At 71.6% G+C, this 26151-nt stretch carries 20 protein-coding genes; 5 read left to right on the top strand and 15 right to left on the bottom strand.

The window, feature by feature from the left end:
- Positions 1-32 precede the first annotated feature (32 nt).
- From GA0115234_RS33545 to GA0115234_RS33510, 8 genes are all read right to left on the bottom strand, one after another.
- Complete coding sequence (locus GA0115234_RS33545) at positions 33-587, bottom strand: GNAT family N-acetyltransferase (protein WP_093549286.1); 555 nt, start codon at positions 585-587, stop codon at positions 33-35.
- Entirely contained in the window at positions 587-2821 is a 2235-nt protein-coding gene (locus GA0115234_RS33540) for an MMPL family transporter (RefSeq protein ID WP_093549284.1), read from the bottom strand. Before GA0115234_RS33540 ends, GA0115234_RS33545 begins: the two co-directional genes overlap by 1 nt.
- Before the next feature lie 192 nt (positions 2822-3013).
- Complete coding sequence (locus tag GA0115234_RS33535) at positions 3014-5134, bottom strand: phosphocholine-specific phospholipase C (protein WP_093549282.1); 2121 nt, start codon at positions 5132-5134, stop codon at positions 3014-3016.
- A 193-nt stretch (positions 5135-5327) separates the two neighbouring features.
- The gene (gatB, locus tag GA0115234_RS33530; RefSeq protein ID WP_093549280.1) at positions 5328-6836 is read right to left on the bottom strand and encodes an Asp-tRNA(Asn)/Glu-tRNA(Gln) amidotransferase subunit GatB; all 1509 of its coding nucleotides are present in this window, start codon (positions 6834-6836) and stop codon (positions 5328-5330) included.
- A 15-nt stretch (positions 6837-6851) separates the two neighbouring features.
- A complete protein-coding gene (locus GA0115234_RS33525) occupies positions 6852-7091 on the bottom strand; it encodes a hypothetical protein (RefSeq protein ID WP_093549278.1) in 240 nt (79 codons plus the stop codon).
- Positions 7088-8590, bottom strand: coding sequence for an Asp-tRNA(Asn)/Glu-tRNA(Gln) amidotransferase subunit GatA (gene gatA, locus GA0115234_RS33520; RefSeq protein WP_093549276.1), 1503 nt, complete (start codon positions 8588-8590; stop codon positions 7088-7090). The genes GA0115234_RS33525 and gatA overlap by 4 nt, the downstream gene beginning before the upstream one ends.
- A gap of 6 nt (positions 8591-8596) precedes the next feature.
- Positions 8597-8893, bottom strand: coding sequence for an Asp-tRNA(Asn)/Glu-tRNA(Gln) amidotransferase subunit GatC (gatC, locus tag GA0115234_RS33515; RefSeq protein WP_015036350.1), 297 nt, complete (start codon positions 8891-8893; stop codon positions 8597-8599).
- Positions 8894-9093: 200 nt separating this feature from the next.
- Positions 9094-9462 carry a DUF4267 domain-containing protein gene (locus tag GA0115234_RS33510; RefSeq protein ID WP_093549274.1) on the bottom strand — a complete coding sequence of 123 codons (369 nt, stop codon included), beginning with the start codon at positions 9460-9462 and terminating at the stop codon, positions 9094-9096.
- A 156-nt stretch (positions 9463-9618) separates the two neighbouring features.
- Between GA0115234_RS33510 and GA0115234_RS33505 the strand changes: the two genes are divergently transcribed.
- A complete protein-coding gene (locus GA0115234_RS33505) occupies positions 9619-10200 on the top strand; it encodes a TetR/AcrR family transcriptional regulator (RefSeq protein WP_093549272.1) in 582 nt (193 codons plus the stop codon).
- Positions 10201-10285: 85 nt separating this feature from the next.
- Here the strand turns inward: GA0115234_RS33505 and GA0115234_RS33500 are convergent, their stop codons facing one another.
- The 5 genes from GA0115234_RS33500 to GA0115234_RS33480 form a co-directional block, all read right to left on the bottom strand.
- Positions 10286-12448 (bottom strand): putative bifunctional diguanylate cyclase/phosphodiesterase, encoded by a 2163-nt coding sequence (locus tag GA0115234_RS33500; RefSeq protein WP_093549270.1) that lies wholly within the window; start codon positions 12446-12448, stop codon positions 10286-10288.
- Between the two features lie 355 nt (positions 12449-12803).
- Positions 12804-14996, bottom strand: coding sequence for an NAD-dependent DNA ligase LigA (ligA, locus tag GA0115234_RS33495; protein WP_093549268.1), 2193 nt, complete (start codon positions 14994-14996; stop codon positions 12804-12806).
- 30 nt (positions 14997-15026) lie between these two features.
- Positions 15027-16052, bottom strand: a complete 1026-nt coding sequence (locus tag GA0115234_RS33490; protein WP_093549267.1) for a methionine synthase — start codon at positions 16050-16052, stop codon at positions 15027-15029.
- 67 nt (positions 16053-16119) lie between these two features.
- Positions 16120-16809: an SDR family oxidoreductase gene (locus GA0115234_RS33485; protein WP_161275709.1), complete on the bottom strand. Its 690-nt coding sequence runs from the start codon at positions 16807-16809 to the stop codon at positions 16120-16122.
- A gap of 29 nt (positions 16810-16838) precedes the next feature.
- Positions 16839-17378 carry an LOG family protein gene (locus tag GA0115234_RS33480; RefSeq protein ID WP_093549265.1) on the bottom strand — a complete coding sequence of 180 codons (540 nt, stop codon included), beginning with the start codon at positions 17376-17378 and terminating at the stop codon, positions 16839-16841.
- Between the two features lie 132 nt (positions 17379-17510).
- Here GA0115234_RS33480 and GA0115234_RS33475 point away from each other — a divergent pair, with 132 nt between their 5' ends.
- On the top strand, positions 17511-17846 hold the full coding sequence (locus tag GA0115234_RS33475; protein ID WP_093549263.1) for a DUF427 domain-containing protein: 336 nt from the start codon (positions 17511-17513) through the stop codon (positions 17844-17846).
- 95 nt (positions 17847-17941) lie between these two features.
- Positions 17942-18742, top strand: a complete 801-nt coding sequence (locus tag GA0115234_RS33470) for an alpha/beta fold hydrolase (RefSeq protein ID WP_093549261.1) — start codon at positions 17942-17944, stop codon at positions 18740-18742.
- Between the two features lie 131 nt (positions 18743-18873).
- On the opposite strand, the gene mnmA is transcribed toward GA0115234_RS33470, so the two are convergent.
- Complete coding sequence (gene mnmA, locus GA0115234_RS33465) at positions 18874-20013, bottom strand: tRNA 2-thiouridine(34) synthase MnmA (protein ID WP_093549260.1); 1140 nt, start codon at positions 20011-20013, stop codon at positions 18874-18876.
- 61 nt (positions 20014-20074) lie between these two features.
- Here mnmA and GA0115234_RS33460 point away from each other — a divergent pair, with 61 nt between their 5' ends.
- Entirely contained in the window at positions 20075-20755 is a 681-nt protein-coding gene (locus tag GA0115234_RS33460; RefSeq protein WP_093549258.1) for an N-acetylmuramoyl-L-alanine amidase, read from the top strand.
- A gap of 54 nt (positions 20756-20809) precedes the next feature.
- Here the strand turns inward: GA0115234_RS33460 and GA0115234_RS33455 are convergent, their stop codons facing one another.
- A complete protein-coding gene (locus GA0115234_RS33455; protein WP_093549256.1) occupies positions 20810-21979 on the bottom strand; it encodes a cysteine desulfurase family protein in 1170 nt (389 codons plus the stop codon).
- 345 nt (positions 21980-22324) lie between these two features.
- Between GA0115234_RS33455 and GA0115234_RS33445 the strand changes: the two genes are divergently transcribed.
- Positions 22325-26149 carry a S8 family peptidase gene (locus tag GA0115234_RS33445; RefSeq protein ID WP_093549251.1) on the top strand — a complete coding sequence of 1275 codons (3825 nt, stop codon included), beginning with the start codon at positions 22325-22327 and terminating at the stop codon, positions 26147-26149.
- Positions 26150-26151 lie beyond the last annotated feature (2 nt).

Raw genomic sequence — 26151 nt, 5'->3', positions numbered from 1 at the left:
ACCACCGGGCAGGCGGCGCCGGAGATCCCGTCTCAGGCCTGCCGCGCCCCCCACTCCGGGGCCAGCAACGACCAGATCTCCGAGTCGTGCCGCTCGCCCCGGTACAGGTAGTTCTGGCGCAGCACCCCGTCGCGCGTCATGCCGAGCCGCTGGGCCACCGCGATGCTGGCGGTGTTGGCGGCGGACGCGTCCCACTCCACGCGGTGCATGCCGCGCACCCGGAAGGCCCAGTCGATGAGCTTGCGGGCCGCCCGGGTGATCAGGCCGCGCCCCTGGCCCGCCGGCTCCAGCCAGCAGCCGATCTCGCAGTTCCCCGACTCCGCGTCGAAGACCCGGAACATGACACCGCCGACGAGTGCGCCCTCCAGCCAGATGCCGTAGATCCGTCCCTCGTCCGCCGCCTGCTTGTCCGCGTACTTCCGCAGCAGCGCACGCGCCGAGTCCAGGTCGGTGGCGAAGGAGGCGAAGGGGATCCACGGATCGATGGACTCCCGGGCCCGGTCCATGTGGTCGAGGAACTCCTGCGCCTGCCAGATCTCCAGCGGACGCAGTTCCGCTCCGTCGTCACCCAGGGATATCGCGAACATCATGCTCCTTCTCGAACCGCTTCCATCGCCTGCGCCACCGGAACCGGTTGCGCCGCCTGCGGGATCTTCGCATGCGGCAGCCCGGATCCGGATTCGGGAGGCTCGATGCTGATCCGCGGCAGCAGCCGGTCCAGCCTGCGCGGCAGCCACCAGTTCGCCCCGCCCAGCAGATGCATCAGCGCGGGGACCAGCAGCGTACGCAGGACGAAGGCGTCCAGCAGGACGGCCGCGGCGAGCGCGATGCCGAACATGGCGATGACCCGGTCCCCGCTGAGGACGAACGCCAGGAAGACCGAAATCATGATCACGGCCGCGGAGTTGATCACCCGGCCGGTCTCGGCCAGGCCCACCCGGACGGCCCGCCGGTTGTCCCCGGTCTCCAGCCACTCCTCGTACATCCGCCCCACCAGGAACACCTGGTAGTCCATCGACAGCCCGAAGAGCACGGACACCATGATCACCGGCAGGAACGGTTCGACGGGCCCCGCGCTGCCGAGCCCCAGCAGTTCGCTCCCCCACCCCCACTGGAAGATCGCGACGACGACTCCGAACGAGGAGGCGACGGCGGCCACGTTCATCACGGCGGCCTTCAGCGGAATGCCGATCGACCGGAAGGCCAGCAGCAGGAGCAGACAGCCGAGCCCTATGACCACCCCGACGAAGAGCGGGAGTTTACCGATGATGATCCGGGCGAAATCGTCGTAGCCGGCGGTCACTCCCCCGACATGGGCCTTGAGCGAGGTGTTCTCCCCGGCCCGCGGCAGGACCTCGGCGCGCAGCCGGTCCACCAGCGCGCTGGTCTGCTGGGACTGCGGCGACGACGTCGGTACGACGGTGACGAAGGCCGTACCACCGCTGCTGTTGTACGTGACCGGGCCGACCGAGGCCACGCCCTCGGTGGACCGCAGCGTGGCGGGCAGGCCGTCCATGGCGAGCCGGTCGTCCGCGCCGTCCAGCCGCGCGGCGATCGTCAGCGGCCCGTTGACACCGGGGCCGAATCCGTCGGCCAGCAGGTCGTACGCCTTGCGGGTGGTCGACGAGGCGGGGTTGTTGCCCTGGTCGGAGGTGCCCAGGTGCAGGGAGAAGGTGGGCAGCGCCAGTACCAGCATCACCACGGCGGCCAGGGCCCCGAGCAGCTTGGGGTGGCGTTCGACGAAGGCGGACCAGCGGGCGGCGAAGCCCGTGGGCACCTCGGGTCGCGGGCCGTGCTCGGCGAGCCGCCGGCGCTCGCTCCGGCTCAGCGCCCGGGTGCCGATGAACGACAGCAGGGCCGGGAGCAGGGTCACCGAGGCGGCCACGGTCAGGACGACGGTGAGCGAGGCGGCGATCGCCACACCGTTGAGGAACCCGAGCCGCAGGATCAGCATGCCGAGCAGCGCGACGCAGACGGTGGCCCCGGCGAAGACCACGGCGCGGCCCGTCGTCGCGACGGCGTTCTGCGCGGCCTCGGTGACGGAGAGGCCCCTGCGCAGTCCTCTGCGGTGCCGGGTGACGATGAACAGCGCGTAGTCAATGCCGACTCCGAGCCCTATCAGCATGCCCAGCATGGGGGCGAAGTCGGCGACGGTCATCAGATGGCCGAGCAGGACGGTGCCCGCGTAGGCGGTGCCGACGGAGACGAGAGCGGTGGCGATGGGCAGCATGCTGGCGGCGAGCGAGCCGAAGGCGAGGAAGAGGACGACCGCCGCGACGACGACTCCGACGACCTCGCTGAGATGGGCGGAGGGCGCTTCGGTGAGGGCGACGGCGGGGCCGCCCAGCTCCACCTGGAGGTGGTCCCCGGCAGCCGCCTGGGCGGTGTCGACGACGGCCCTGACCTGCTGCGACGGGATGTCCTCGACCCGCTGGTCGAAGGTGATCGCGGCGTAGGCGGTGTGTCCGTCGCCGCTGATCTGTGCGGCGCCGGACGCCCCGTACGGTCCGGTGACCGCGCCGACCCCGGGCAGTTCCTCGACCGCGTGCAGGGTCCGGGTCATCGTCTGGCGGACGTCGTCGGCCCGCACGGTGGAGTCGGAGGTGTGCCAGACGATGGTGTCGGTGTCACCGCCGAGATCCGTGAAGCCGTTCCTGAGGAGATCGGCGGCCCGGCCGGACTCCGTACCGGGCACCTCGTAGTCGTTGGAGTACGCGGAACCCGCGAGGCCCGCCGCGGTGGCCGTGCCGCCGAGGGCGAGCAGCCAGAGGAGAACGGCGAGAAGGCGGTGCCTGATGCACCAGCGGGCGATGGCAGCCAACGGACGTGCTCCCTGCTGGTTCGTGGCCCCTTGCCGGTATAAAAGATGAATTACCCGCAGAGAACGCATGACCTGAGAACCGTCACTCTGGCAGCCGAACGTGATCCTTTGTCCCTTTCGTGGCCTTACTCACAGTGGCGTGCGGCGGGGCGCCGCGCCGTACGACGGTCCACGGCGCCCCGGCGTCCCCGGTCAGCCCGAGACGCTCGCCCGGCCGTTCTCGATGTGGCCCATCAGCCGGCGCCGGAAGACGTCGTCCCCGTCGACGGTGACGGCCAGGTCGTACCAGCCGTGCGCGTCGGCCGCCGAGTGCACCACCGTGCGGCTGCGTCCCGGCTTGACCTTGACGGTCCGGGTCCAGTCCCGCAGGTCCGCCTCGTCCACGTAGCCCAGCGGGCGCACGGTGAAGGTGAGCGTGGTGCGGCCCGTGTTGCGCAGCGTGAGGTGGAGGTCGCGCTCATGGGCGTCGACCCGCGAGGCGACCTCGGCCGGGGCGCCGTTCTTCGCGGACCCGGCGAACTCGCGGCGGAAGCCGTTCGGCCCCGTCACGGTGAACCGGTACGCGGCTCCGCTGACCGGCACCGTCCACTGCGCCGTGTGCTTCACGTCCCGGTGCTGCGGCACGGGGAACTCGCCCGCGTACGGGTACAGCGCGAAGTGCGCCGAGGAGCGCCCGGTGTTGCTGAGGGCCACCCGCACCGCGCCGTTCACCAGCTTCGCCTGCGCGTCCGGCTGGTAGGGCAGCGCGCGGGCCGGGCGGGCGCCGGGCTCCTGCTCGGGCATGTGCTGCACGGCCGGCGGCTTCGGCGCCCAGCGTCCGCTGAACGGCGGGATGGCGCCCGGCTGTTCCACCTCGGGGCGACGGCGTGCGCGCGTGAAGTCGAAGGCCGAGGTCAGGTCGCCGGTGACAGTGCGCCGCCAGTGGCCGATGTTGGGTTCCTTCACTCCGGTCCAGCGCTCCAGGAAGCGGATCACGGAGGTGTGGTCGAAGACCTCGGAGCAGACGTAGCCGCCGATGGTCCACGGCGACACGACGAGCATCGGCACCCGCATGCCGAGGCCGGTGGGCTTGCCCTCCCACTGCTCCTCGGTCACCTCGGGCGAGGCGACCGGCGGCGGCACGTGGTCGAAGAAGCCGTCGTTCTCGTCGTAGTTGATGAAGACCGCGGTGTGCCGCCACACATCGGGGTGCTTGCCCAGCGCGTCCAGGACCTTGTAGACGATCGTCGCGCTGTGGATCGGCGAGGAGACGCTCGGGTGCTCGGAGTCGACGGCGGAGGGCACCAGGTAGGAGACCTCGGGCAGGGTGCCCGCCGCCACGTCCTTGGCGAACTCGTCGGCCAGCGTCCCGGTCTCCACCCGGCGCAGCGCCCTCTCGAAGAGGCGGCGCTCGGTCTTGTTCAGGGTGGCGACACCCTCCTCCAGCAGGCCGAACAGCCGCTCCCGCTCCGCGGCGTCCGCGTCCCGCACCACGGAGTAGAACGACTCCATGTACGTGTGGCCGCCGGTCTTCGCCAGCGCCTTGCGGGCGATCGCCTTGAAGGTGGCGAAGAACTCGATCTGGTTGTCGGTGAAGTTCTCCCACTCGGTGTACGTGCGCCAGCTGTGCCCGGCCCTGTCCAGCCGCTCCGCGTAGGTGCCCCAGTCGTAGCCGGGGTGGGTGCCCTCGTCGTACGCGTCGTTGCCGACGGCCCGCTTGCCGTTGGGCTCGTTGCCCGTCTTCCCGCTCCACAGGTGGTTGCGGTTGGGGCTGGTCGAGGAGTGGATGGAGGAGTGGTAGGCGTCGCAGACCGTGAAGGTGTCGGCGAGTTCGTAGTGCAGCGGGATGTCGCGGCGGTCGTAGTACGCCATGGTGGCGGCCGTCTTCGCGGTCACCCAGCCGTTCATCCACCCGCCGGCCCACGCCTTGCCGCCACCGCTCCAGGAGTGGTCGAGCGCGCCGATGTACTGGAGGTCCTTCTTCTGTGTCTCGGCGGCGTCGCGCACCGGGAACGGCAGCACGGAGGCGCCCAGCGGTGCGGGCTGCTCGAAGACCGGCTTGCCCGAGGGCAGCTCGACGGCGTTGCGGTCACCGAAGCCGCGTACGCCCCGGAGCGTCCCGAAGTAGTGGTCGAAGGAACGGTTCTCCTGCATCAGGATCACCACGTGCTTGATGGCTCCGAGCCCGTCACGGCCTCCGGACCCCGCCGAGTGTGCCGGCTGCGCGGCGATCGCGGCCTGCAGCGACGGCGGCAGCAGCGACCCCGCTGCCGCGGCGCCGAGAGCACCGCCGCCGAGAGCGAAGAGCCGTCGCCGTGAAATGTCCGTGGTCAAGTTGAGCCTCCCGAGTCCTGTCGTACAGCCGGGAAACTAATCAAGCCGGGTGGCGCGCGGAAGGATTCCGGACGGCTCCGTGGTGAACGTCCAACAGGTCGTACGGGAAGTCCAACACCCCCTCAGCTGCCGAAGGGGCGGTGCGCCCGGCCTGCGGGTGCACCGCCCCTTCGGGGACGTACGGCCTGGTGGATCAGCCCTCGACGCCGAGCTTCTCCAGGATCAGCTCACGCACCCGGGCCGCGTCCGCCTGGCCGCGGGTGGCCTTCATGACCGCGCCGACGAGCGCGCCCGCCGCCGCGACCTTGCCGCCGCGGATCTTGTCCGCGATGGAGGCGTTGGCCGCGATGGCCTCGTCGACGGCCGTGGACAGCGCGCCCTCGTCGGAGACGACCTTCAGGCCGCGCTTCTCGACGACGGTGTCCGGGTCGCCCTCGCCCGCGAGGACGCCCTCGATGACCTGGCGGGCCAGCTTGTCGTTGAGGTCGCCCGAGGCGACGAGCTCGGCCACCCTGGCCACCTGCGCCGGGGTGATCGGCAGCTCGTCGAGGCCGCGGGCGGTCTCGTTGGCGTTACGGGCCAGCTCGCCCATCCACCACTTGCGGGCCTGGTCCGAGGGGGCGCCCGCGTCGGTCGTGGCGACGATCAGGTCGACCGCGCCGGCGTTGAGGATGGACTGCATGTCGTGTTCGGAGACACCCCACTCCTCCTTGAGCCGCGACCGGCGCAGCCGGGGCAGCTCGGGGAGGCCCTTGCGCAGCTCCTCGACCCACTCGCGGGCCGGGGCGACCGGCACCAGGTCGGGCTCGGGGAAGTAGCGGTAGTCCTCGGCGTTGTCCTTGATGCGGCCGGCCGTGGTCGAGCCGTCCTCCTCGTGGAAGTGCCGGGTCTCCTGCACGATCGTGCCGCCGGAGGACAGCACCGCCGCATGGCGCTGGATCTCGAAGCGGGCGGCGCGCTCGACGGAACGCAGCGAGTTCACGTTCTTCGTCTCGGAGCGCGTGCCGAAGGTCTCGGTGCCGTGGGGGCGCAGCGACAGGTTGACGTCGCAGCGCATCTGGCCCATCTCCATGCGGGCCTCCGAGACGCCGAGCGCCTTGATGAGCTCGCGGAGCTCGGCGACGTACGCCTTGGCGACCTCGGGGGCGCGTGCGCCCGCGCCCTCGATCGGCTTGGTGACGATCTCGATGAGCGGGATGCCCGCGCGGTTGTAGTCGAGCAGGGAGTGGGACGCGCCGTGGATACGGCCGGTGGCACCGCCGACGTGGGTCGACTTGCCGGTGTCCTCCTCCATGTGGGCGCGCTCGATCTGCACCCGGAAGATCTCCCCGTCCTCCAGCTGGACGTCCAGATAGCCGTTGTAGGCGATCGGCTCGTCGTACTGGGAGGTCTGGAAGTTCTTCGGCATGTCCGGATAGAAGTAGTTCTTCCGGGCGAAGCGGCACCACTCGGCGATCTCGCAGTTCAGCGCGAGGCCGATCTTGATGGCGGACTCGACGCCGATCTCGTTGACGACCGGCAGTGCGCCGGGCAGGCCGAGACAGACCGGGCAGGTCTGGGAGTTGGCGTCCTGCTTGAGCTCGGTGGAGCAGCCGCAGAACATCTTGGTCTTGGTGCCGAGCTCGACATGGACCTCCAGGCCCATGACGGGGTCGTAGGACGCGAGCGCGTCCTCGTACGACACCAGGTCGGTGACAGTCACGGTGAAACTTCCCTCTCAGCCCAGCAGTACGTCGTCGTCGCCGAGGCGCTTGAGCTCGCGCAGCAGCAGGGCGACACCGGTGGCGATGGCGGCGGCGGAGACAACGGCGTCGATCAGTCGCAGCGTGTCGTGCTCGTAGCGGGCCTTCCTGGCCTGCTTGAGCACACCGACCGCCCCGAAGGCGGTGGTGCCGATGGACAGGTACGTACCGGTCTTGGACTTCTTGAAGCCCTTGGCCTTGGTCAGTGCGCTCACAACGACGGAGCCTCCTCCAGCAGCGGGTGACCCCACTTTTCCACGAAGGCGGCCTCGACGGCGGCTCCGACCTTGTAGAGACGGTCGTCCTTCATGGCGGGGGCGATGATCTGCAACCCGACCGGCAGGCCGTCCTCGGGTGCCAGGCCGCAGGGCAGCGACATGGCGGAGTTGCCCGCGAGGTTGGTCGGGATGGTGCACAGGTCCGCGAGGTACATCGCCATCGGGTCGTCGGCGCGCTCGCCGATCGGGAAGGCGGTGGTGGGCGTCGTCGGGGAGACGATGACGTCGACCTGCTCGAAGGCCTTCGCGAAGTCCTGCGTGATGAGGGTGCGGACCTTCTGCGCCGAGCCGTAGTACGCGTCGTAGTAGCCGGAGCTGAGGGCGTACGTACCGAGGATGACGCGGCGCTTGACCTCGTCGCCGAAACCGGCCTCGCGGGTGAGCGCGGTGACGTCCTCGGCGGAGCGCGTGCCGTCGTCGCCGACGCGCAGGCCGTAGCGCATGGCGTCGAAGCGGGCCAGGTTGGAGGAGCACTCGGACGGCGCGATCAGGTAGTACGCCGACAGGGCCAGGTCGAAGGACGGGCAGTCCAGCTCGACGATCGTGGCGCCGAGCGACTTCAGCAGCTCGACCGACTCGTTGAAGCGCTGGACGACGCCCGCCTGGTAGCCCTCACCGGCGAACTGCTTGACGACGCCGACGCGCATGCCCTCGACGCTGCCGTTGCGGGCGGCCTCGACGACCGGCGGGACCGGGGCGTCGATGGACGTCGAGTCCATCGGGTCGTGCCCGGCGATCGCCTCGTGCAGCAGGGCCGCGTCCAGGACGGTGCGGGCGCAGGGGCCGCCCTGGTCCAGGGAACTGGAGAAGGCCACCATGCCGTAGCGGGAGACGCCGCCGTAGGTGGGCTTGACGCCGACGGTGCCGGTGACGGCGGCGGGCTGGCGGATGGAGCCGCCGGTGTCCGTGCCGATGGCGAGCGGGGCCTCGTACGCGGCGAGCGCGGCGGACGAACCGCCGCCGGAGCCGCCCGGGATGCGGGTGAGGTCCCAGGGGTTGCCGGTCGGGCCGTAGGCGCTGTTCTCGGTGGAGGACCCCATGGCGAACTCGTCCATGTTGGTCTTGCCGAGGATGACGACGTCGGCGGCCTTCAGCCGCTTGGTGAGGGTCGCGTCGTACGGCGGGATCCAGCCTTCGAGGATCTTGGAACCGACCGTGGTCGGCATGTCCTCGGTGGTGAAGATGTCCTTGAGCGCGAGCGGGACGCCGGCCAGCGGGCCGAGCTTCTCACCGGCCGCTTTCTTGGCGTCGACGGCGCGGGCCTGCGCGAGGGCGCCCTCGCGGTCGATGTGCAGGAAGGCGTGGACCTTCTCGTCGACCGCGTCGATCCTGGCCAGGTGGGCCTCGGTCACCTGGACGGCCGTGAGCTCGCCGGAGGCGATCCCTGCGGCGATCTCGGCGGCGGTGAGCTTGATGATGGTGCTGTTGTCCGTCATGGCTGTTTAGTCCTCCCCCAGGATCTGCGGCACCTTGAAACGCTGCTGCTCCTGGGCCGGGGCGCCGGAGAGCGCCTGCTCGGGGGTGAGCGACGGACGGACCTCGTCCGCGCGCATGACGTTGGTCAGCGGCAGCGGGTGGGAGGTCGGCGGTACGTCTTGGTCGGCGACCTCGGAGACGCGGGCGACCGCGCCGATGATGTCGTCGAGCTGACCGGCGAAGTGATCGAGCTCTTCGCCCTTCAGCTCCAGACGCGCCAGCCGGGCGAGGTGGGCGACCTCCTCGCGCGTGATGCCAGGCATGCAGCGATCCTCAGGGGTTGGTGTGTGGTTGTGGCCGGGGGCCGGCGGCAGGTGGAAGTGTGCCGCCGACCCCCAATCCTATGGGGCCCGGAGGCATGGCCCCTAAACGGTTTCCCCCGGAGGGGCTCCTCGGCGTCTTTTCTCCCGCACCGCGCTGTCCGGGTAGTGGTTGCGGCGGCGCTCCCGCACGCACCGGGGGTTCAGACGGCGAACAGCAGGCCGGCGCTGACGAGGACCACGACGGCGGTCGCGAAGTGGATGCCGTACGCGACCGCCTTCGTCCCGCCGTGGCGCAGCACTATGAGCGTGTCGCCGAGCGGCACCAGCGCCACGAGCAGCATGTACCACGCCTCGGCCCGCGCACCGGCGAACGCGAGGAGCGCCAGGCCGAGCAGGCCGAACGTGAGGTCCCTGAGCCCCTTGACCGTGAGGTACGCGCGGTCCCCGTCCGCCTTGGCGGGGACTCCGTATCCGGCGGCGGAGGGCAGGGGCCGGAGCAGGAAGCGGGCTCCGATGAACACGACGAACAGGTCGAGCACCACGGCGAGCGTGTACGCGGCGACAGTCATGGCAGGACTCCTGGCTTCTGACGGCTTCGCACCGGACGACTTCATGGGCGATTGCACGGGGCGGCCTCACGGACCACCGTTGCTAGCGCCGCTAGCAACAAGAGCGAAGCTAGCAGAAGCTCCGACAGATTCGCTAGCGCTGCTAGAATTTCTCGCATGACTATTCGGACGCGCCGGGAGCGCGAGCGGGCGGAGCGGGAGCAGCTGATCGTGACGGCCGCGCGGAAGCTGGCGGAGTCGGAAGGCTGGAGCGCGGTGACCACGCGCCGGCTCGCCTCCGAGGTCGAGTACAGCCAGCCGGTCCTCTACAGCCACTTCAAGGGCAGGGACGCCATCATGGCGGCGGTCGCGGTGGAGGGCTGCGGCGAGCTGGCCACCGCGCTACGGGCGGCTCGCACCGCGGCGAAGGACGAGCGGGGCGCGCTGGCCGCGCTGAGCCGGGCGTACACGGACTTCGCGCGCGAACGGCCCGCGCTGTACGACGCGATGTTCACGCACGCGGTGGATCTGCCGTTCGCCACACCCGAGGCACCGGCAGCGCTGCACGAGGCCTTCGACGAGCTGCGCCTGGCCGTCGAGCCGATGGCCGTGGACGGCGACGATCCGGTCCTGCTCACGGAGACGTACTGGGCGAGCCTCCATGGTCTGGCCACGCTGACCCGCAGCGACCGCCTCCCACCGGAGGCCCACGACCGCCGCCTGGCCCTACTGATAGGCCACTTCGCGTCCACCCACTGAAGGCGCCCACGACCGTCACGGCTCAGGTCGGCGCGGGCTCGGGCCGCCACGTGCTCAGGCCGCCGCGGCCTCAGTCCTCGTGCCCTCAGGTCGTCGCGGGCCGTGAGTTGACCGGTCGTCCGGGCGGGCGCTGTTCCAGCTCCGGCTGGATGCCGGCCGCTGCCGCGGCGGCTGCCGCCGCGGCAGCCAGCTCGGCGGGGCGCCGCCAGCCGTGCTCGCCACGCGCCCGCAGCCAGGCCGTGGTCTCCAGCGGCGGCATCGCGGCGGCGACCAGCCACCCCTGCACCGCGTCGCAGCGCAGATCCCGCAGCCGCTCCCAGGTCTCGTCGTCCTCGACCCCTTCCGCGACGACCAGCAGGCCGAGCGAGTGGGCCAGGTCGATCGTGCAGCGGACGATCTCCGCGTCCTCGTTGTCCACGGCCAGCCGGGCCACGAACGAGCGGTCGATCTTCAGCTCGCTGACCGGCAGCCGCCGCAGATGGACGAGCGAGGAGTACCCCGTACCGAAGTCGTCGAGGGACATCTTCACGCCGTGCCCGGTCAGCCCGGCAAGCGTGTCGGCGGCGCGCTGCGGGTCCTCCAGCAGCACGTGTTCCGTTATCTCCAGCTGGAGCGCCCCGGCCGGGACGCCGTGCCGGGCGAGCCGGGCCGCGACGCCGCCCGCGAACCCGGGGGTGTGGACGTCGCGCGGCGAGACATTGACCGCGACCGGGACGAAGAGCCCCTGCGCCCGCCACCGGGCGACCTGGGCCAGCGCCGTCTCCAGGACGTACTCCGTGAGGTGCGGCATGAGGCCGGACGACTCGGCGATGGCGATGAACTCGTCCGGGGGGACCCTGCCGCGTTCCGGATGCACCCAGCGCACCAGGGCTTCGAGACCGGCCACCTGACCGTCGAAGCGGACCTTCGGCTGGTAGTGCAGCTCGACCTCACCGGCGTCCAGGGCACGGCGCAGATCACCCAGGAGGCCGAGCCGGTCGGGGGTGTTGCTGTCCCGCTTCGACTCGTAGACCTCGACGCCCGTACGGTCCCGCTTGGCCTGGTACATCGCCACGTCCGCGCGCCTGAGCAGCCCCTCGGCGTCCAGCGCGTGGTCCGGATAGACGGCGACCCCGGCGCTGGCCTCCAGCACCAGGGTCAGCCCGTCGAGGTCCAGCGGGGAGGACAGCTCGGCGACGAGATGGCGGGCGACCCGCTGGGCGCTGGTGGTGGAGTCGGCGGTCGGCAGGAGCACCGCGAACTCGTCGCCGCCGAGCCGCGCGGCCTCCGCGCCCCGGGGCAGCGCGAGGCGGAGGCGTTCCGCTATCTGCAACAGCAGCCGGTCCCCCGCCAGATGGCCGAGGGTGTCGTTGACCGCGCGGAAACGGTCGAGGTCGATCAGGACCAGAGCGGCTCTCGCCCCGACGGACTCGGCGTCCTCCAGGGCCGTCCAGGTGCGCTCCAGCAGCCACTGCCGGTTGGGCAGCCCGGTCAGCGGGTCGCGCAGCTGCTCCTCGGCACGGGCACGGGCGATCCAGAGCGCGGAGTCCAGAGCGATCAGCGGGACGGCGAAGAGCGGCAGGAGCAGGGGGGTGGCCATCGCGACGACGCAGATCAGCGGTGCGATGGCGAGCAGGGCGACCGCGACGAGGCCCTGGCGCAGCAGGGCGGTGCGGGCGATGGTCGGCAGCCCGCCGCCGCCCTGGGGTGCCTGCGCGTACCACAGCAGGACCCGGGTGACCAGGAGGTAGGTGGAGGCGGCCAGCAGGACCCCGGGGACGGCGTCGATGCCCCAGTCGAGTGGCCGCCAGGGCGATTCGACGGTCTGCACCTCACCGAACGCGGCGAGCACCAGGGCCGCCGCGCCTATCCCCAGGATGTCCACCGCGCCGTGCAGCAGCCCCTGCCACCAGCGGTGTCTGCGGGCGACGCCGACCAGGACGACGACGACCAGGCTGACCAGCGCGGCGGGCACCCAGCCGTAGAGCAGCAGCACCGCCAGGGTGAGCGAGGCCCCGGAGCCGGTGCCGCCCCACCAGCGGTCGCGTCCGAGCGCGACGAGATGGCCGACGATGATTCCGGTCAGGACGGCGAGGGACCAGCCGGCTCTGCCGTCGGGGAAGAGCGCGTGTCCTTCGCTCACGGTCCGATAGAAACCGGTCGCGATCTGGACAACGGCGATCGCGATGACAACGGCACCCACTTTTGGCGTGAGGCCGACGAAACCTTGCAGCCGCGACACCGGTGCGGCGCTCTCGGTCGGTTTCATTCCGTCCCTCTCACAGCCGGCGGTGCCGATGTCACCTGATGGTTCCGTTCCATGCCGCCACGACCCGGTTTCCCACCCCGCGGCCGGGCACGGCAGGTGCACGTATCAACAGTAGGCCGCGGATGGCTCCTACGGGCAGCGCTCTGACGCTCTTGCCCGAATGCGGACCGACCGTCCGTCAGCATCTGCTATGCGCCGATCGGGTGAACCGGCCGCGGGGCGGAAGAGTTGCCCCCGTCTGTCCCCCCGCATCCCTTTCCGCCGCCCTGTCTCGTCGCCCGTCCGCCGACCGCCCGGTTCCGCCGGTCCATGGCCGGATCTGCTCGGTTCCGCCGGTCCCTGGTGGGGATCTGCCCTATTCCGCCGGTTCTTCGGCCGGCACCGCCGCCTCGCGCGCCGCGTCCGGACCCTGTTCGAGCAGTACGGCGAAGCCGTCCTCGTCCAGTACCGGAACCTTCAGCTGCATGGCCTTCTCGTACTTGGAACCGGGGTTGTCGCCGACGACCACGAAGGAGGTCTTCTTCGAAACGGAACCTGTCACCTTGGCACCACGGCTCTGGAGCGCCTCTTTCGCGCCATCCCTGGTGTGGCCGGTCAGCGTGCCGGTGACGACGACGGTCAGCCCTTCGAGCGGACGCGGCCCCTCGTCCTCGCCGGTGCCCACGTCCTCCATCCGGACCCCGGCCTCGCGCCACTTGCGCAGGATCTCCCGGTGCCAGTCCTCGGCGAGCCACTGCTTCACCGATGCGGCGATGATGTCCCCGACCCCGTCGGCCTCGATCAGCTCCTGTTCGGACGCCTCGTCGATCCGGTCCATGGAGCGGAACTGACGGGCCAGTTCGGCGGCGGCGACCGGGCCCACATGGCGGATGGACAGCCCGGTGAGGATCCGGGCGAGCGGTGCCTCCTTGGCCGCGGCGATGGCGTCGAGCATGGCGAGGGCGTTCTTCTTCGGCTCACCTTGCTGGTTGGCGAAGACCCAGGCGGTCTTCTCCTCGCCGGTCTTCGGGTCGCGCTTGGGCAGCCCGCTGTCCTGGTCCCGGACATAGGCCCGGATCGGCAGCAGCTGCTCGACGGTCAGCCCGAACAGATCGCCCTCGTCGCGCAGCGGCGGATCGGCGGGCTCCAGCGGCTTGGTGAGGGCCGCGGCGGCGACATAGCCGAAGTGGTCGATGTCGAGGCACTTGCGGCCCGCGAGATAGGCGATGCGCTCCCGGAGCTGGGCCGGGCAGGACCGCGCGTTGGGGCAACGGACATCGACGTCCGCCTCCTTCATGGGCTTCAGTTCCGTGCCGCACTCCGGGCAGTGCGTCGGCATCACGAACGCCCGCTCGGTGCCGTCGCGGAGGTCGACGACCGGGCCGAGGATCTCCGGGATCACGTCGCCCGCCTTGCGGAGCACCACCGTGTCCCCGATGAGGACGCCCTTCGCCTTCACCACGTTCTGGTTGTGCAGGGTGGCGAACTCCACCTCTGAGCCCGCCACTTCGACCGGCTCGACCTGGGCGTACGGCGTGACCCGGCCGGTCCGGCCGACGCCGACCCGGATGTTGACCAGCTTGGTGTTGACCTCCTCCGGGGCGTACTTCCAGGCGATCGCCCAGCGCGGGGCGCGCGAGGTGGAGCCGAGCCGGCCCTGGAGCGGGATCTCGTCGAGCTTGACGACCACTCCGTCGATCTCGTGCTCCACGGAGTGCCGGTTCTCACCGAAGTACCTGATGAACTCCCGTACCCCGTCGAGGGAATCCACCACCTTGTTGTACTTGGCGGTGGGCAGGCCCCATTCGTGCAGCAGCTCGTAGGCGTGCGAGAGGCAGTCGATGTCGAAGCCCTCGCGGGCGCCGATGCCGTGCACCACCATGTGGAGCGGGCGGGTGGCGGTGACCTTCGGGTCCTTCTGGCGCAGCGAACCCGCCGCCGCGTTGCGCGGATTGGCGAACGGCTTGTCGTCGGCCTCGACGAGCCGGGCGTTGAGCTCCTCGAAGGCCTCCATCGGGAAGAAGACCTCGCCACGGATCTCGACCAGCGCCGGGACCCGGTCGCCCTTCAGCCGGTGCGGGATCTCGGCGATCGTACGGACGTTGGGGGTGATGTCCTCGCCGGTGCGGCCGTCGCCGCGGGTGGCGGCCCGGGTCAGCCGCCCGTGCTCGTAGGTGAGGTTGACCGCCAGGCCGTCGACCTTCGGCTCGCACAGGAAGTGGTAGTCGGTGGTGCCGACGTCCTTGGCGATCCGCTCGCCCCAGGCGGCCAGCTCCAGGTCGTCGAAGGCGTTGTCCAGCGAGAGCATCCGCTCGCGGTGCTCGACGGAGGTGAATTCCGTCCGGTACGGGCCCGCGACCTTCTGCGTCGGCGAATCCGGCGTGCGCAGCTGCGGATACGTCTCCTCCAGGTCCTCCAGCTCGCGCATCAGCCGGTCGAACTCGGCGTCGCTGACGACCGGCTGGTCCTTCACGTAGTACCGGAAGCGGTGCTCCTCGACCTGCTCGGCGAGGAGCGCGTGCCGCTCCTGGACCTGTGCGGGCATCGCCGTCTGCTGTTCGCCGGCCATCGTCTCGTCCTCCCGTTACCCATTGCCCCGTTACTCAGGGTTGTCTGCGAGCGATCTCGCGGCCCGAGCGCAGTGGGCGAGCGCGGCGCGCGCGTACGCGGGCGAGGCACCCGCGAGCCCGCACGACGGGGTGATCACCACGGACTCCGTCAGAGTCCCCGGATTCAGCCCCAGCCTGCGCCACAGCGTCCTGACCCCCATGACGCTACCGCCCGGGTCCGACAATCCGCCCGAGGCCGGGTCGGTGCCCGGTACCACTCCGAGGAAGAGCTGGGTGCCGCCCTCGACGGCTTCACCGATCACATCCTCCTCACGCTCGGTGAGCAGGGAGAAATCGAACGAGATACCGTCGGCCCCGGCCCGGCGCAGCAGTGCGAACGGGACCTCGGGCGCGCAGGTGTGCACGACCGTCGCCGCTTCCCCGCCCGCCGCCAGGACATCGCGCAGGGTGCCCTCCACGACCTGGCGGTCCACGGCCCGGTAGGTGCGGTAGCCGCTGGCCGTCCTGACCCGCCCGCGCAGTACGGCGGTCAGCGACGGCTCGTCGAGCTGGAGGATCACGTCGGCGCCGGGCACCCTGCGCCGCACCTCCGCGAGGTGTGCGCGCAGCCCCTCCGCCAGGGAGCCCGCCAGGTCGCGGCAGGCCCCCGGGTCGCCGAGCACCGCCTCGCCGCCCCGGCGTTCCAGTGCGGCGGCCAGCGTCCACGGCCCGACGGCCTGGACCTTGAGCGGCCCCTCGTACCCCTGGGTGAACTCCTCCAGGGCGTCGAGGTCCTCACCCAGCCAGGACCTGGCCCGGCGGGTGTCGCGGCCGGGCCGGTCGCTGATCCGCCAGCCGCTGGGCTCGACGTGCCCGTACAGGTCGACGAGCAGCCCGATGGTCCGCCCGATCATGTCCGCGCCGGGACCGCGGGCGGGCAGTTCCGCCAGATACGGCAGGCCCTCGCCGTCCCCGAAGGAGCCGGTGACGGTCTTCGCCGCCTCCCGGGCGTCTCCCCCGGGCATGGACCCGATCCCGGTGGCCGGACAACCGCTGAACTTGCTCTTCTCGCTCACACGGGAAGCGTAAGGGCTGTCCCGCGGGGCGTTGTTCCGGAGGCGACGCCGCCCGGCCCGCGCCGGGTCAGCGCCCGGGGCGCACCGTCAGGTCGTTGACCTCGGCGTCGCGCGGCAGGTCGAGGGCCATCAGGATCGTGGTGGCCACCGACTCCGGGTCGATCAGACGGGAGGTGTCGTACTCCTTGCCCTCCTGCTGGTGGACCTTGGCCTGCATGGGGCTGGCGGTACGCCCCGGGTAGACGGAGGTCACCCGGACGCCGTTGGCGTGCTCCTCGTGGCGCAGCGAGTCGGCGAGGGCCTTCAGGCCGTGCTTGCTCGCGGCGTACGCGCTCCACTCGGCATGCGCGGCGAGGCCGGCGCCCGAGTTCACGAAGAGCACTTGGCCCTGGGATACGCGCAGTTGCGGCAGGAGGAGCCGGGTCAGCTCGGCGGGCGCGACCAGGTTGGCGTTGAGCTGGAAGTGCCAGGCCTTGGGCGTGAGGTCGCCGACCTTGCCGAGCTCCACGACGCCCGCGATGTGCAGCAGCGAGTCGACCCGCTCCGGCATGGCCTGCTGGGCGAACGCCCACGACAGCCGGTCCGGATTGGCGAGGTCGCCGACGAGCGTGCGGGCGCCGGGGTGGAGCGCGGCCAGTTCCTTGGCGCGGCCCGCGTCGCGGGCGAGCAGCACGGTCTCGTCACCGCGCTCCAGCAGACGGCGGGTGACAGCGGCTCCGATGCCGGAGCCGGCTCCGGTGATGACATGAGTGGACATGCCCCTCATGATCGCACCCCGCCGTCCCGTCACTGCAGGCCGGACCATTCCTCCAGGTAGGCCAGGGCGCCGACGCCGTCCTTGGCGAAGAACACCAGATCGGTCAGCGGGACGGGCAGGAAGCCCTCGTCCTCCATGCGCTGGAACTGTTCGCGCAGCCCGTCGTAGAAGCCCGCCGTGTTGAGCAGGACCACGGGCTTGTCGTGCTTCCCGTGCTTCTTCAGCTCCAGGATCTCGGTCGCCTCGTCGAGCGTCCCGGTCCCTCCGACCATGATCACGACCGCGTCGGCCTTCTCCAGGAGCAGCGCCTTGCGCTCGGCGAGGTCGCGGGCGATCACCATCTCGTCCGCGTTGGTACGCGCCTTCGCGGCCAGGAAGTCGACCGACACCCCCACCAGCCGCCCGCCCGACTCCTGGACCCCGTCGGCGACGACCTTCATCAGCCCGCTCTCCGAGCCTCCCCAGACCAGGGTGTGGCCGCCCTTGCCGAGCAGCTCGGCGAATTCACGGGCGGGCCGGGTGTAGCGCTCGTCGAGGTCGGCCGCGGAGAGAAAAACACAGATCTTCATGGGACCACCGTAAAGGCCACCACCGACACACCCGGCCACCGCGCGGGAACGGGGGGCCGACCCCGGGGCCGAGGGAAGGAACGGGGAGCAGGAACCGGGAAGAAACCGCTCCGCGATCCGGCTGTACGGGATATGACCTCCTCACCAGGACACCTCATCACGGTCGAGCCCGGCACCGCGCACGTACGTGTGGTCCGCGACGGGCAGGTACTGGCCGAGAGCCGGCGCCCGCTCGTCCTGCGCGAGACGGGCTGCCCGGTCCGCTACTACCTGCCGCCGGAGGACGTCCGCACGGAACTCCTGACGGCCTCGGACACCCGTACCCACTGTCCGTTCAAGGGAGATGCCTCCTACTGGTCGCTGCCGGACACCGCGGACCTCGTCTGGGCCTACCCGGAGCCGAAGCCCGAAGTCGCCGCAATCAAGGACCACTTCTGCTTCTACGACACCGAGACCGTCACCGACTGAACCTCAAAAGTGTCCCTGACCTGGGGCGTTGAAGAATCTCAAAAAAACTCCGGCCGGAGCGATGAGTTTCGGCGGGCCCGGCGGTCCACCCTCGCATGGACAAGATTCTCTCCCGCGACGGCACGATGATCGCGTACCGGCACCGGGGCGAAGGCCCTCCGGTGATCCTGGTGGGCGGCTCGCTGGGCACGGCGGCGACCGAGGCGCCGCTGGCGCGTCTGCTGGCGCCGCGGTTCCACGTCGTCACGTACGACAGGCGCGGCCGCGGCTCCAGCGGCGACAGCGGCCCGTACGCGGTGGAACGCGAGATCGAGGACCTGGCCGCGCTCGTCACCGCGGTGGGCGGCCGGGCCTCGGTGTTCGGCATGGGGGCCGGCGGGGCGCTGGCCCTGGAGGCACAGGCGGCCGGGCTCCCCGTGGACCTGCTGGCGGTGTACGAGCCGCCGTACACGCCGGGCGCCTCGGGCCTCCAGTACAAGGCGTGCTGCACCTCCCGGCTGCACCGGCTGCTGTCCACCGGCGACCGCGCGGGGGCCGTGGAGCTGTTCCTCTCGGTGACGGGCGTGCCGGCCGACATGATCGCCCGGATGCGCCGCGCCCCGCTGTGGAGCGACCTGGTGGCGATGGCGCACACCCTCGCGTACGACGACGCGCTGCTCGGCGACGGCTCGATCCCGGCCGCCCGGTTCGCCGCCGTCACGGTGCGCACCCTGGTGATCTGCGGCGGCTCCAGCCCCACCCCCGCCCGCCAGTCCACCCGCGCTCTCGCCGAGGCCCTCCCCCGGGCCCGCCACCGCACTCTGACGGGCCAGACCCGCGAACTGGCCCCCCAGGCGGTGGCCCCGGTCCTCATGGATTTCTTCGCCAGGTCCGTACCCCTGCGTCAGGCTTCCTGACCCATGACCCGCCCCGCGCGGTCCCGCCCGTACGGGGGTCGGACGCGACCGCGCGGGGCGCCCAGGGGCCGCGCCCATGAGCGGGGACGGCAATACGGGTCGGCAACGGCCGCGGCGACCGGCCGGCCCGGTCAGCCGGAGGCTGCCGCCGTCGCCGTCTCCCGCCGCACCGTAGTAGCGATCGTCGCCGAGCCGACCACGCGGGTGCCGTCGTACAGCACGACCGCCTGGCCTGGGGCCACGCCCCGTACCGGCTCGGTGAAGGTGACGTGCAGCGTACCGTCGACGACTTCGGCCGTGACCTCGGTCTCGCCGCCGTGGGCGCGGAGCTGGGCGGTGTAGGTGCCGGGGGCGGCCGGGGCCGTGCCGCACCAGCGGGGCTTGATGGCGGTGAGGGCGGTGACGTCCAGGGCTTCGACCGGGCCGACCGTCACCGTGTTGTTCACCGGGGAGATGTCCAGGACGTAGCGCGGCTTGCCGTCGGGGGCGGGGTGGCCGATGCGCAGCCCCTTGCGCTGGCCGATGGTGAAGCCGAAGGCGCCCTCGTGGGTGCCGACCTTCGTACCCGACTCGTCGAGGATGTCGCCCTCCGCCTTGCCGCCGAGGCGGCTCGCCAGGAAGCCCTGGGTGTCGCCGTCGGCGATGAAGCAGATGTCGTGGCTGTCGGGCTTCTTGGCGACGGCGAGGCCCCGGCGCTCGGCCTCGGCGCGGATCTCGTCCTTGGTGGTGAGGGTGTCGCCGAGCGGGAACATGGCATGGGCGAGCTGCTTCTCGTCCAGGACGCCGAGGACGTACGACTGGTCCTTGGCCATGTCGGAGGCGCGGTGCAGCTCGCGGCTGCCGTCCTCGTTCAGGACGACGGTGGCGTAGTGGCCGGTGCAGACCGCGTCGAAGCCCAGCGCGAGGGCCTTGTCCAGGAGCGCGGCGAACTTGATCTTCTCGTTGCAGCGCAGGCACGGATTGGGCGTGCGGCCCGCCTCGTACTCGGCGATGAAGTCGTCCACGACATCCTCACGGAAGCGTTCCGCCAGGTCCCAGACGTAGAACGGGATGCCGATGACGTCCGCCGCGCGGCGGGCGTCGCGGGAGTCCTCGATCGTGCAACAGCCGCGCGCCCCGGTACGGAAGGACTGCGGGTTGGCGGAGAGGGCGAGGTGCACACCGGTCACGTCGTGGCCCGCCTCGGCGGCGCGGGCCGCGGCGACGGCGGAGTCGACACCGCCCGACATGGCGGCGAGCACACGGAGGGGGCGCTGGGAAGTCTCAGTCATAGCTCCACCAGAGTACGGGGCGCCGGGAACCGAACGCTCTCGGATATGCGTTGTGGATCACATGGGGACCAAGGGGACATCGGGCGCCAAGAGCTCCGGCGGCGCGAAGTCCGGGCACGGCATCAGCCGGCGCGGGCTGCTGATCGGTGCCGCCGTCACGGCCGCGGGCGCCGCCGCGCTGGCGCGGGAAGAGCTGGAGCGTGCCTGGTGGCGGCTGCCGGGCGTGGACAAGCCCCGCACACCCGGCGAGGTGGATTACGCGCGCGCCCAGTGGATAGCGGCCTCCTCGGCGAACTGGCGGCGGGCCGACCGGCCGGGCGACTACCCCATCGACCGGGTCGTCATCCATGTCACCCAGGGCAGCTACCAGAGCGCGGTGAAGGTATTCCAGGACCCGGGACACGGGGCGGCGTCCCACTACGTGGTGCGCAAGGACGGCCATGTGGCGCAGATGATCCGTGAGCTGGACGTGGCGTTCCACGCGGGGAACAGGTCGTACAACGAGCGCAGTGTGGGGATCGAGCACGAGGGCTTCGTGGACCGGCCGCGGGACTTCACGGCGGCGATGTACGGGGCCTCGGCGCGGCTCACGGCGGCGATATGCGGGCGGTACGGGATACCGGTGGACCGGAAGCACATCATCGGGCACGTGGAGGTGCCGGGCACGGACCACACCGATCCGGGCGGGCACTGGGACTGGGACCGGTATCTGAAGCTGGTCCGCGCGGCGCGGAAGCGGTGATCGCGCGGCCCGCCCGGTCGCCGGACGGGCCCGGATCAGCCGGAGTCTCCGGGGTCAGCTGAGTCCTGCCGTACGGGCCCGTTCCACCGCCGGTCCGATCGCGCGGGCCACCTCGTCGATGTCCTGCTTGGTGGAGGTGTGGCCGAGCGAGAAGCGCAGGGTGCCGCGGGCCAGGTCCGGGTCGGTGCCGGTGGCCAGGAGCACGTGGCTCGGCTGGGCGATGCCGGCGGTGCAGGCGGAGCCGGTGGAACACTCGATGCCCTGGGCGTCCAGCAGCAGGAGCAGGGAGTCGCCCTCGCAGCCGGGGAAGGTGAAGTGCGCGTTGGCGGGGAGCCGGCCGCCGGGGGCCGGGTCGCCGCCGAGTACGGCATCGGGCACGGCCGCCAGCACGGCCGCGACCAGGGCGTCGCGCAGTCCGCCGATCTCGCGGGCGAACTCCTCGCGCCCGTCGGCGGCCAGCCGCCCCGCGAGGGCGAAGGAGGCGATGGCGGGCACGTCGAGGGTGCCCGAGCGGACGTGCCGCTCCTGGCCGCCGCCGTGGAGCACGGGTACGGGGGTGTATTCGCGGCCGAGCAGGAGCGCGCCGATGCCGAACGGGCCGCCGATCTTGTGCCCGCTGACCGTCATCGCGGCCAGCCCGGACCGGGCGAAGTCGACCTCCAGCTGCCCGAACGCCTGCACCGCGTCCGCATGCATCGGTACCTCGAACTCACGGGCCACCGCTGCCAGTTCGCGTACCGGCATGATGGTGCCGATCTCGTTGTTGGCCCACATCACGGTGACCAGCGCGACATCGGAGGGGTCACGGAGGATCGCCTCGCGCAGGGCGTCCGGGTGGACGCGGCCGTATCCGTCGACGGGGAGGTACTCGACGGTCGCGCCCTCGTGCTCGGCGAGCCAGTCGACGGCGTCCAGCACCGCGTGGTGCTCGACGGGGCTGGCCAGCACCCGGGTGCGGCGGGGGTCGGCGTCACGGCGGGCCCAGTACAGGCCCTTCACGGCGAGGTTGTCGGCCTCGGTGCCACCGGAGGTGAAGACCACCTCGCTGGGGCGTGCGCCGAGGGCATCGGCGAGGGTCTCTCGCGACTCCTCGACGGTACGGCGGGCCCGGCGCCCGGCGGCGTGCAGTGAGGAAGCGTTGCCGGTGACGGCGAGCTGGGCGGTCATCGCCTCGATCGCTTCCGGAAGCATCGGCGTGGTCGCGGCGTGGTCGAGGTAAGCCATGGTGGGCTCGATTCTACGAGCCCCCGGCGGGGCGTGGGGAGGGCGCACCCGCGCATGGCCCGGTGCGGTCCTCCCCGCCCCGTTCCCGGGCCCGTCCGGGCGGGGAGGGCGTCGGGCTCCGCGCCCGGTTCGGCCGGCGAAGTCCCGGGCGACGAGGCCGGTGCCGGTGACGAGGAGGGGCTGCTCGGCCCCGGTGACCGTGCCGGTACGTGCGATGGAGAGCGCCGTGTCGTTTTGGCGACATGTCGCAAGCACGGCAGGGAAAAGGCTGGTGCGGCCGATCAGTGGGGCCCCAGTCTTGAGCCGCACCGCGTGTCCCTCTCCTTGCCTCCTGGAAAGGTTCCGATGCACAGACGGTATCGCTCTGCCGCCGTACTGGCGGCAGGAGTCCTCATCGCCGCCTTGTCCCCCACCTCCTCCGGCGCGAGCGCCGCCCCGGCGCCCGCCTCCGTCGGCGCGAACTCCGCCGGCCGTCCCCAGGTCAGCTCCGTCACGCTCGTGACCGGTGACCGGGTGCGACTGGAGACCTTCCCCGGCGGCCGGAAGGCCGTCTCCGTCGAGCCGGTCTCGGGCGCCTCGCAGGCCGACTTCACCCAACTGGAGATCGACAAGCAGCTGTACGTGCTGCCCCGCGCCGCGCTCCCGTACATCGCCTCCGGCAAACTGGACCGGCAGCTGTTCAACATCACCTCCCTGGTCAAGCAGGGGTACGACGACGCCCACACCTCCGCCATCCCGCTGATCGCCCGCTACACCGGCGGCACGAACCCCACGTCCAAGGGGGCGCCCACCGGTTCGCGCAAGGGCCTGGTCATCAAGAGCCTGCGCGGCTCGGCACTGAAGGCGGACAAGAAGCAGGCCGGGCGGTTCTGGAAGGCCATCGACGACGACGCGCTCGCCAAGAGCGGCGCCGAGGGCGGCGCGAAGAACGCTTCCAGGAACTCTTCCTTCAAGAACGCGGCCTTCGAGGGCGGCGTCGAGAAGCTGTGGCTGGACGCGAAGGTCCACGCCTCCCTCGATCGCAGCACCGCGCAGATCGGTGCGCCCGAGGCGTGGCAGGCCGGCTACGACGGACACGGCGCGACCGTCGCCGTCCTGGACACCGGCGTCGACGCCACCCACCCCGACCTGGCCGGGAAGCTCGGCGAAGTACGCAACTTCACCGACGGCCCCAGCGCGAACGACGGCCACGGCCACGGCACCCACGTCGCCTCCACCATCGCCGGCAGCGGCGCCGCCTCGGGCGGCTCGCGCAAGGGCGTGGCACCGGGGGCACGGCTGCTGATAGGCAAGGTGCTCGACGACAGCGGCTCCGGCTCGTACTCCGCCATCATGGGCGGCATGGACTGGGCCGCCCACTCGGGCGCCGACATCGTCAGCATGAGCCTGGGCGGCCCGCCCACCGACGGCACGGACGTACTCAGCCTCGTCCTCGACGGCCTCAGCGAGGAGACCGGCACCCTCTTCGTCGTCGCGGCGGGCAACACGGGCTCCGACTACTCGGTGGGCTCCCCGGGCGCCGCGGCGAACGCACTGACCGTGGGCGCCGTCGACCGCGACGACAAGCTGGCCCCCTTCTCCAGCCGCGGCCCGCGCGTCGGGGACAACGGCGTCAAGCCCGACCTCACCGCCCCCGGCGTCGGCATCGTCGCCGCCCGCGCGGCCGGCACGTCCATGGGCGACCCGGTGGACGCGGCCTACACCGCCGCGTCGGGTACCTCCATGGCGACCCCGCACGTGGCGGGCGCGGCGGCGATCCTGGCCGGGCGTTACCCCGACTGGAGCGCCCAGCAGCTCAAGGACGCGTTGATGAGCACGACGCGTACCGCCCCCGACCAGACGGTCTACGAGCAGGGCGCCGGCCGGGTGGATGTGGCCCGCTCGGTGCGCCAGCAGGTGCGCGCCACCGGCACCACCACCTTCGGCACCCTGGCACCGGACTCGGGCCCGCGGCAGGTGAGCGTCACCTACACCAACGACGGCGACGCGCCCGTGTCGCTCACCCTGGACACCACCTTCGACCAGCTCTACGGCTCCTCGGCCCCGGCAGGCACCATAGGCGCCCCCGCGCAGGTCACCGTGGGCGCCCACGGCAGCACCGACGTGACCGTGACCCTCGACGCGCCCGCGCTGCCGGAGGGCGTCTACAGCGGCCGCCTCACCGCCACCTCGGCCGACGGGCAGACCGTCACGCACACCGTTCTCTCCGCGGCGAAGGACCCGGTCACGCACAAGGTCACCGTGCGCGGCATCGACCGCGCCGGGCAGCCGGCGACCGTCTTCCCGCTGATCATGCTGGGTCCCACGGGCCGCTTCGACGTCGTCCAGGAGGTGCCGGCGGGGCAGAGCCTGACGCTGGACATGCCCGAGGGCATGTACTACCTGCACGGCGTCATCACGCAGTCGACGGAGGACAACGTCACCAACAGCCTGGTGGTCAACCCGCACCTGCGGGTGAGCGGCGACACGGAGCTGGTGCTCGACGCACGCGAGGCGGTCCCCGTGAAGATCCAGACCCCCAAGCCGGCCGAGCAGCGGGGCCCGCTGGTCTTCTCCACCCACTGGAAAGCCGGCGACCGGGAGTTCGCCAGCTTCTTCACCAGCGGACACAGCGGCGGACAGCTCCTCTACGTCACGCCCACCGAGGAGTTCACCGAGGGAACCTTCGAGTTCACCTCCCGCTGGCAGCTGACCGCACCGATGCTCCGCACACGCGCGGTCTCCGCCACCGCCGCGGCCGGTGTCCCCGTCCGTCTGCTCCACAACTCCCCCGCCGTGGAAGGCGTGCGGCGCCTGCGGGTGGTGGACGCCGGTCACGGACGTCCCGAGGACTACGCGGCGCTGCGCGCACGGGGCGTGGACGTCCGCGGAGCGGCGGTGCTCGTGGAACTGGAGGGGGTGGAGTACGACGAGGCGGTGGCCTCGGCCGCCCGGGCCGGAGCCGCGGCCGCCGTCACCACCGCCGGCGGCAACCTGTACGCGGCCACGCCCTGGCAGCCGGTGGGTCCGCGACTGCCCGCGATCGGGCTGTACGCCTCCCACGCCACCGCGCAGCGGCTGCGCGCGCCGGGCACCGTACTGGAGCTGAAGGGGACCCCGGAAAGCCCCTACCTCTACGACGTGGTGCAGGTCGCCCAACAGCGCGTCCCCGAGCACGTGGTCCACAAGGTCGGCCCGAAGAACACGGCCACCGTGGTCTCGCGCTACCCGGACACGGGCGGGGCGCGCTACGTCGCGGAGGACCGGCTGTCCTGGCGTCCGTGGGAGGGTGAGGACGTGCAGCTCTCCATCCGGTCCCGGTACGTCCGCACCGGGCAGGCGCGGACGGAGTACGTGAGCGGTCCCGCCGACACCCGGTGGCTGCACTGGGTCAACCCCCGCAACACCTGGGCGATCCAGGCGGTGGGGACCGGCATGCTCGGCACCCTGCGCACCTACCGGCCCGGTGAGCACGCCACGGAGAGCTGGTACGCCCCCGTGGTGCGCCCGGCGATCCCCCGAGGTGTCGAAGGGCTCGCCCACCGCAAGGGCGACCAGCTGACCATCGGGATCCCCGAGTTCGCCGACGCCGCCTCCGGCCACTACGGCTACGCTCTGCCCCGCAAGGACGCCAACACCCCCTACCCCGACGAGACCCGGGCCGTACTGCGTCGCGACGGCGAGATCCTCGCCGAAGGCTCCCGGGCGTGGGGCGTCTTCCCCGCGGGCGGGGAAGACGGCCGCTACCGGCTGGACCTGGACGTGAAGCGCACCGGCCCCGAGGGCACCCTCTCGCGGGCCACCAGCACCCGCTGGTCGTTCACGGCCCCCCGCCCGGCCGAGGGCAAGGAATCCCTGCTTCCCCTCCTCCAGCTCGACTACGACGTGGCGACCGACCTCCAGGGCTCCGCCCCTGACTCCGGGTCCTTCGCCTTCGGAGTGAGCGCCCGTCACCAGGACGGCCTGACGGGCCGTTCCGTGAAGGGCATGGAGGTGTCCGTCTCGTACGACGACGGCGCGCACTGGCGGGCGGCGAAGGCCTCCGCCCGGGGCGACGGCGCCTACCGCGTCCGGGTCACCCACCCCTCGACCGCCCGCACCAGTGGGTACGTCACGCTGCGGGTCCGCGCCTGGGACGACGCGGGCAACGAGGTGACGCAGGAGATCGAGCGGGCGTACGCGCTGAGGTAGTA

This window comes from Streptomyces sp. DvalAA-43 (genome assembly GCF_900091725.1).
In the GTDB taxonomy this organism is placed as follows: Bacteria; Actinomycetota; Actinomycetes; order Streptomycetales; family Streptomycetaceae; genus Streptomyces; species Streptomyces pulveraceus.
The sequence above is the reverse complement of the archived record's forward strand: the minus strand, read 5'-3'. Positions and strand labels throughout refer to the sequence as shown.

Bases quoted from the DNA above. Each gene is read 5' to 3' on its own strand.
- GA0115234_RS33545 (WP_093549286.1), bottom strand. From the start codon at position 587: ATGTTCGCGATATCCCTGGGTGACGACGGAGCGGAACTGCGTCCGCTG.
- gatA (WP_093549276.1), bottom strand. From the start codon at position 8,590: ATGACGGACAACAGCACCATCATCAAGCTCACCGCCGCCGAGATCGCC.
- gatC (WP_015036350.1), bottom strand. From the start codon at position 8,893: ATGCCTGGCATCACGCGCGAGGAGGTCGCCCACCTCGCCCGGCTGGCG.
- GA0115234_RS33510 (WP_093549274.1), bottom strand. From the start codon at position 9,462: ATGACTGTCGCCGCGTACACGCTCGCCGTGGTGCTCGACCTGTTCGTC.
- GA0115234_RS33505 (WP_093549272.1), top strand. From the start codon at position 9,619: ATGACTATTCGGACGCGCCGGGAGCGCGAGCGGGCGGAGCGGGAGCAG.
- GA0115234_RS33500 (WP_093549270.1), bottom strand. From the start codon at position 12,448: ATGAAACCGACCGAGAGCGCCGCACCGGTGTCGCGGCTGCAAGGTTTC.
- ligA (WP_093549268.1), bottom strand. From the start codon at position 14,996: ATGGCCGGCGAACAGCAGACGGCGATGCCCGCACAGGTCCAGGAGCGG.
- GA0115234_RS33485 (WP_161275709.1), bottom strand. From the start codon at position 16,809: ATGTCCACTCATGTCATCACCGGAGCCGGCTCCGGCATCGGAGCCGCT.
- GA0115234_RS33480 (WP_093549265.1), bottom strand. From the start codon at position 17,378: ATGAAGATCTGTGTTTTTCTCTCCGCGGCCGACCTCGACGAGCGCTAC.
- GA0115234_RS33475 (WP_093549263.1), top strand. From the start codon at position 17,511: ATGACCTCCTCACCAGGACACCTCATCACGGTCGAGCCCGGCACCGCG.
- GA0115234_RS33470 (WP_093549261.1), top strand. From the start codon at position 17,942: ATGGACAAGATTCTCTCCCGCGACGGCACGATGATCGCGTACCGGCAC.
- mnmA (WP_093549260.1), bottom strand. From the start codon at position 20,013: ATGACTGAGACTTCCCAGCGCCCCCTCCGTGTGCTCGCCGCCATGTCG.
- GA0115234_RS33460 (WP_093549258.1), top strand. From the start codon at position 20,075: ATGGGGACCAAGGGGACATCGGGCGCCAAGAGCTCCGGCGGCGCGAAG.
- GA0115234_RS33455 (WP_093549256.1), bottom strand. From the start codon at position 21,979: ATGGCTTACCTCGACCACGCCGCGACCACGCCGATGCTTCCGGAAGCG.
- GA0115234_RS33445 (WP_093549251.1), top strand. From the start codon at position 22,325: ATGCACAGACGGTATCGCTCTGCCGCCGTACTGGCGGCAGGAGTCCTC.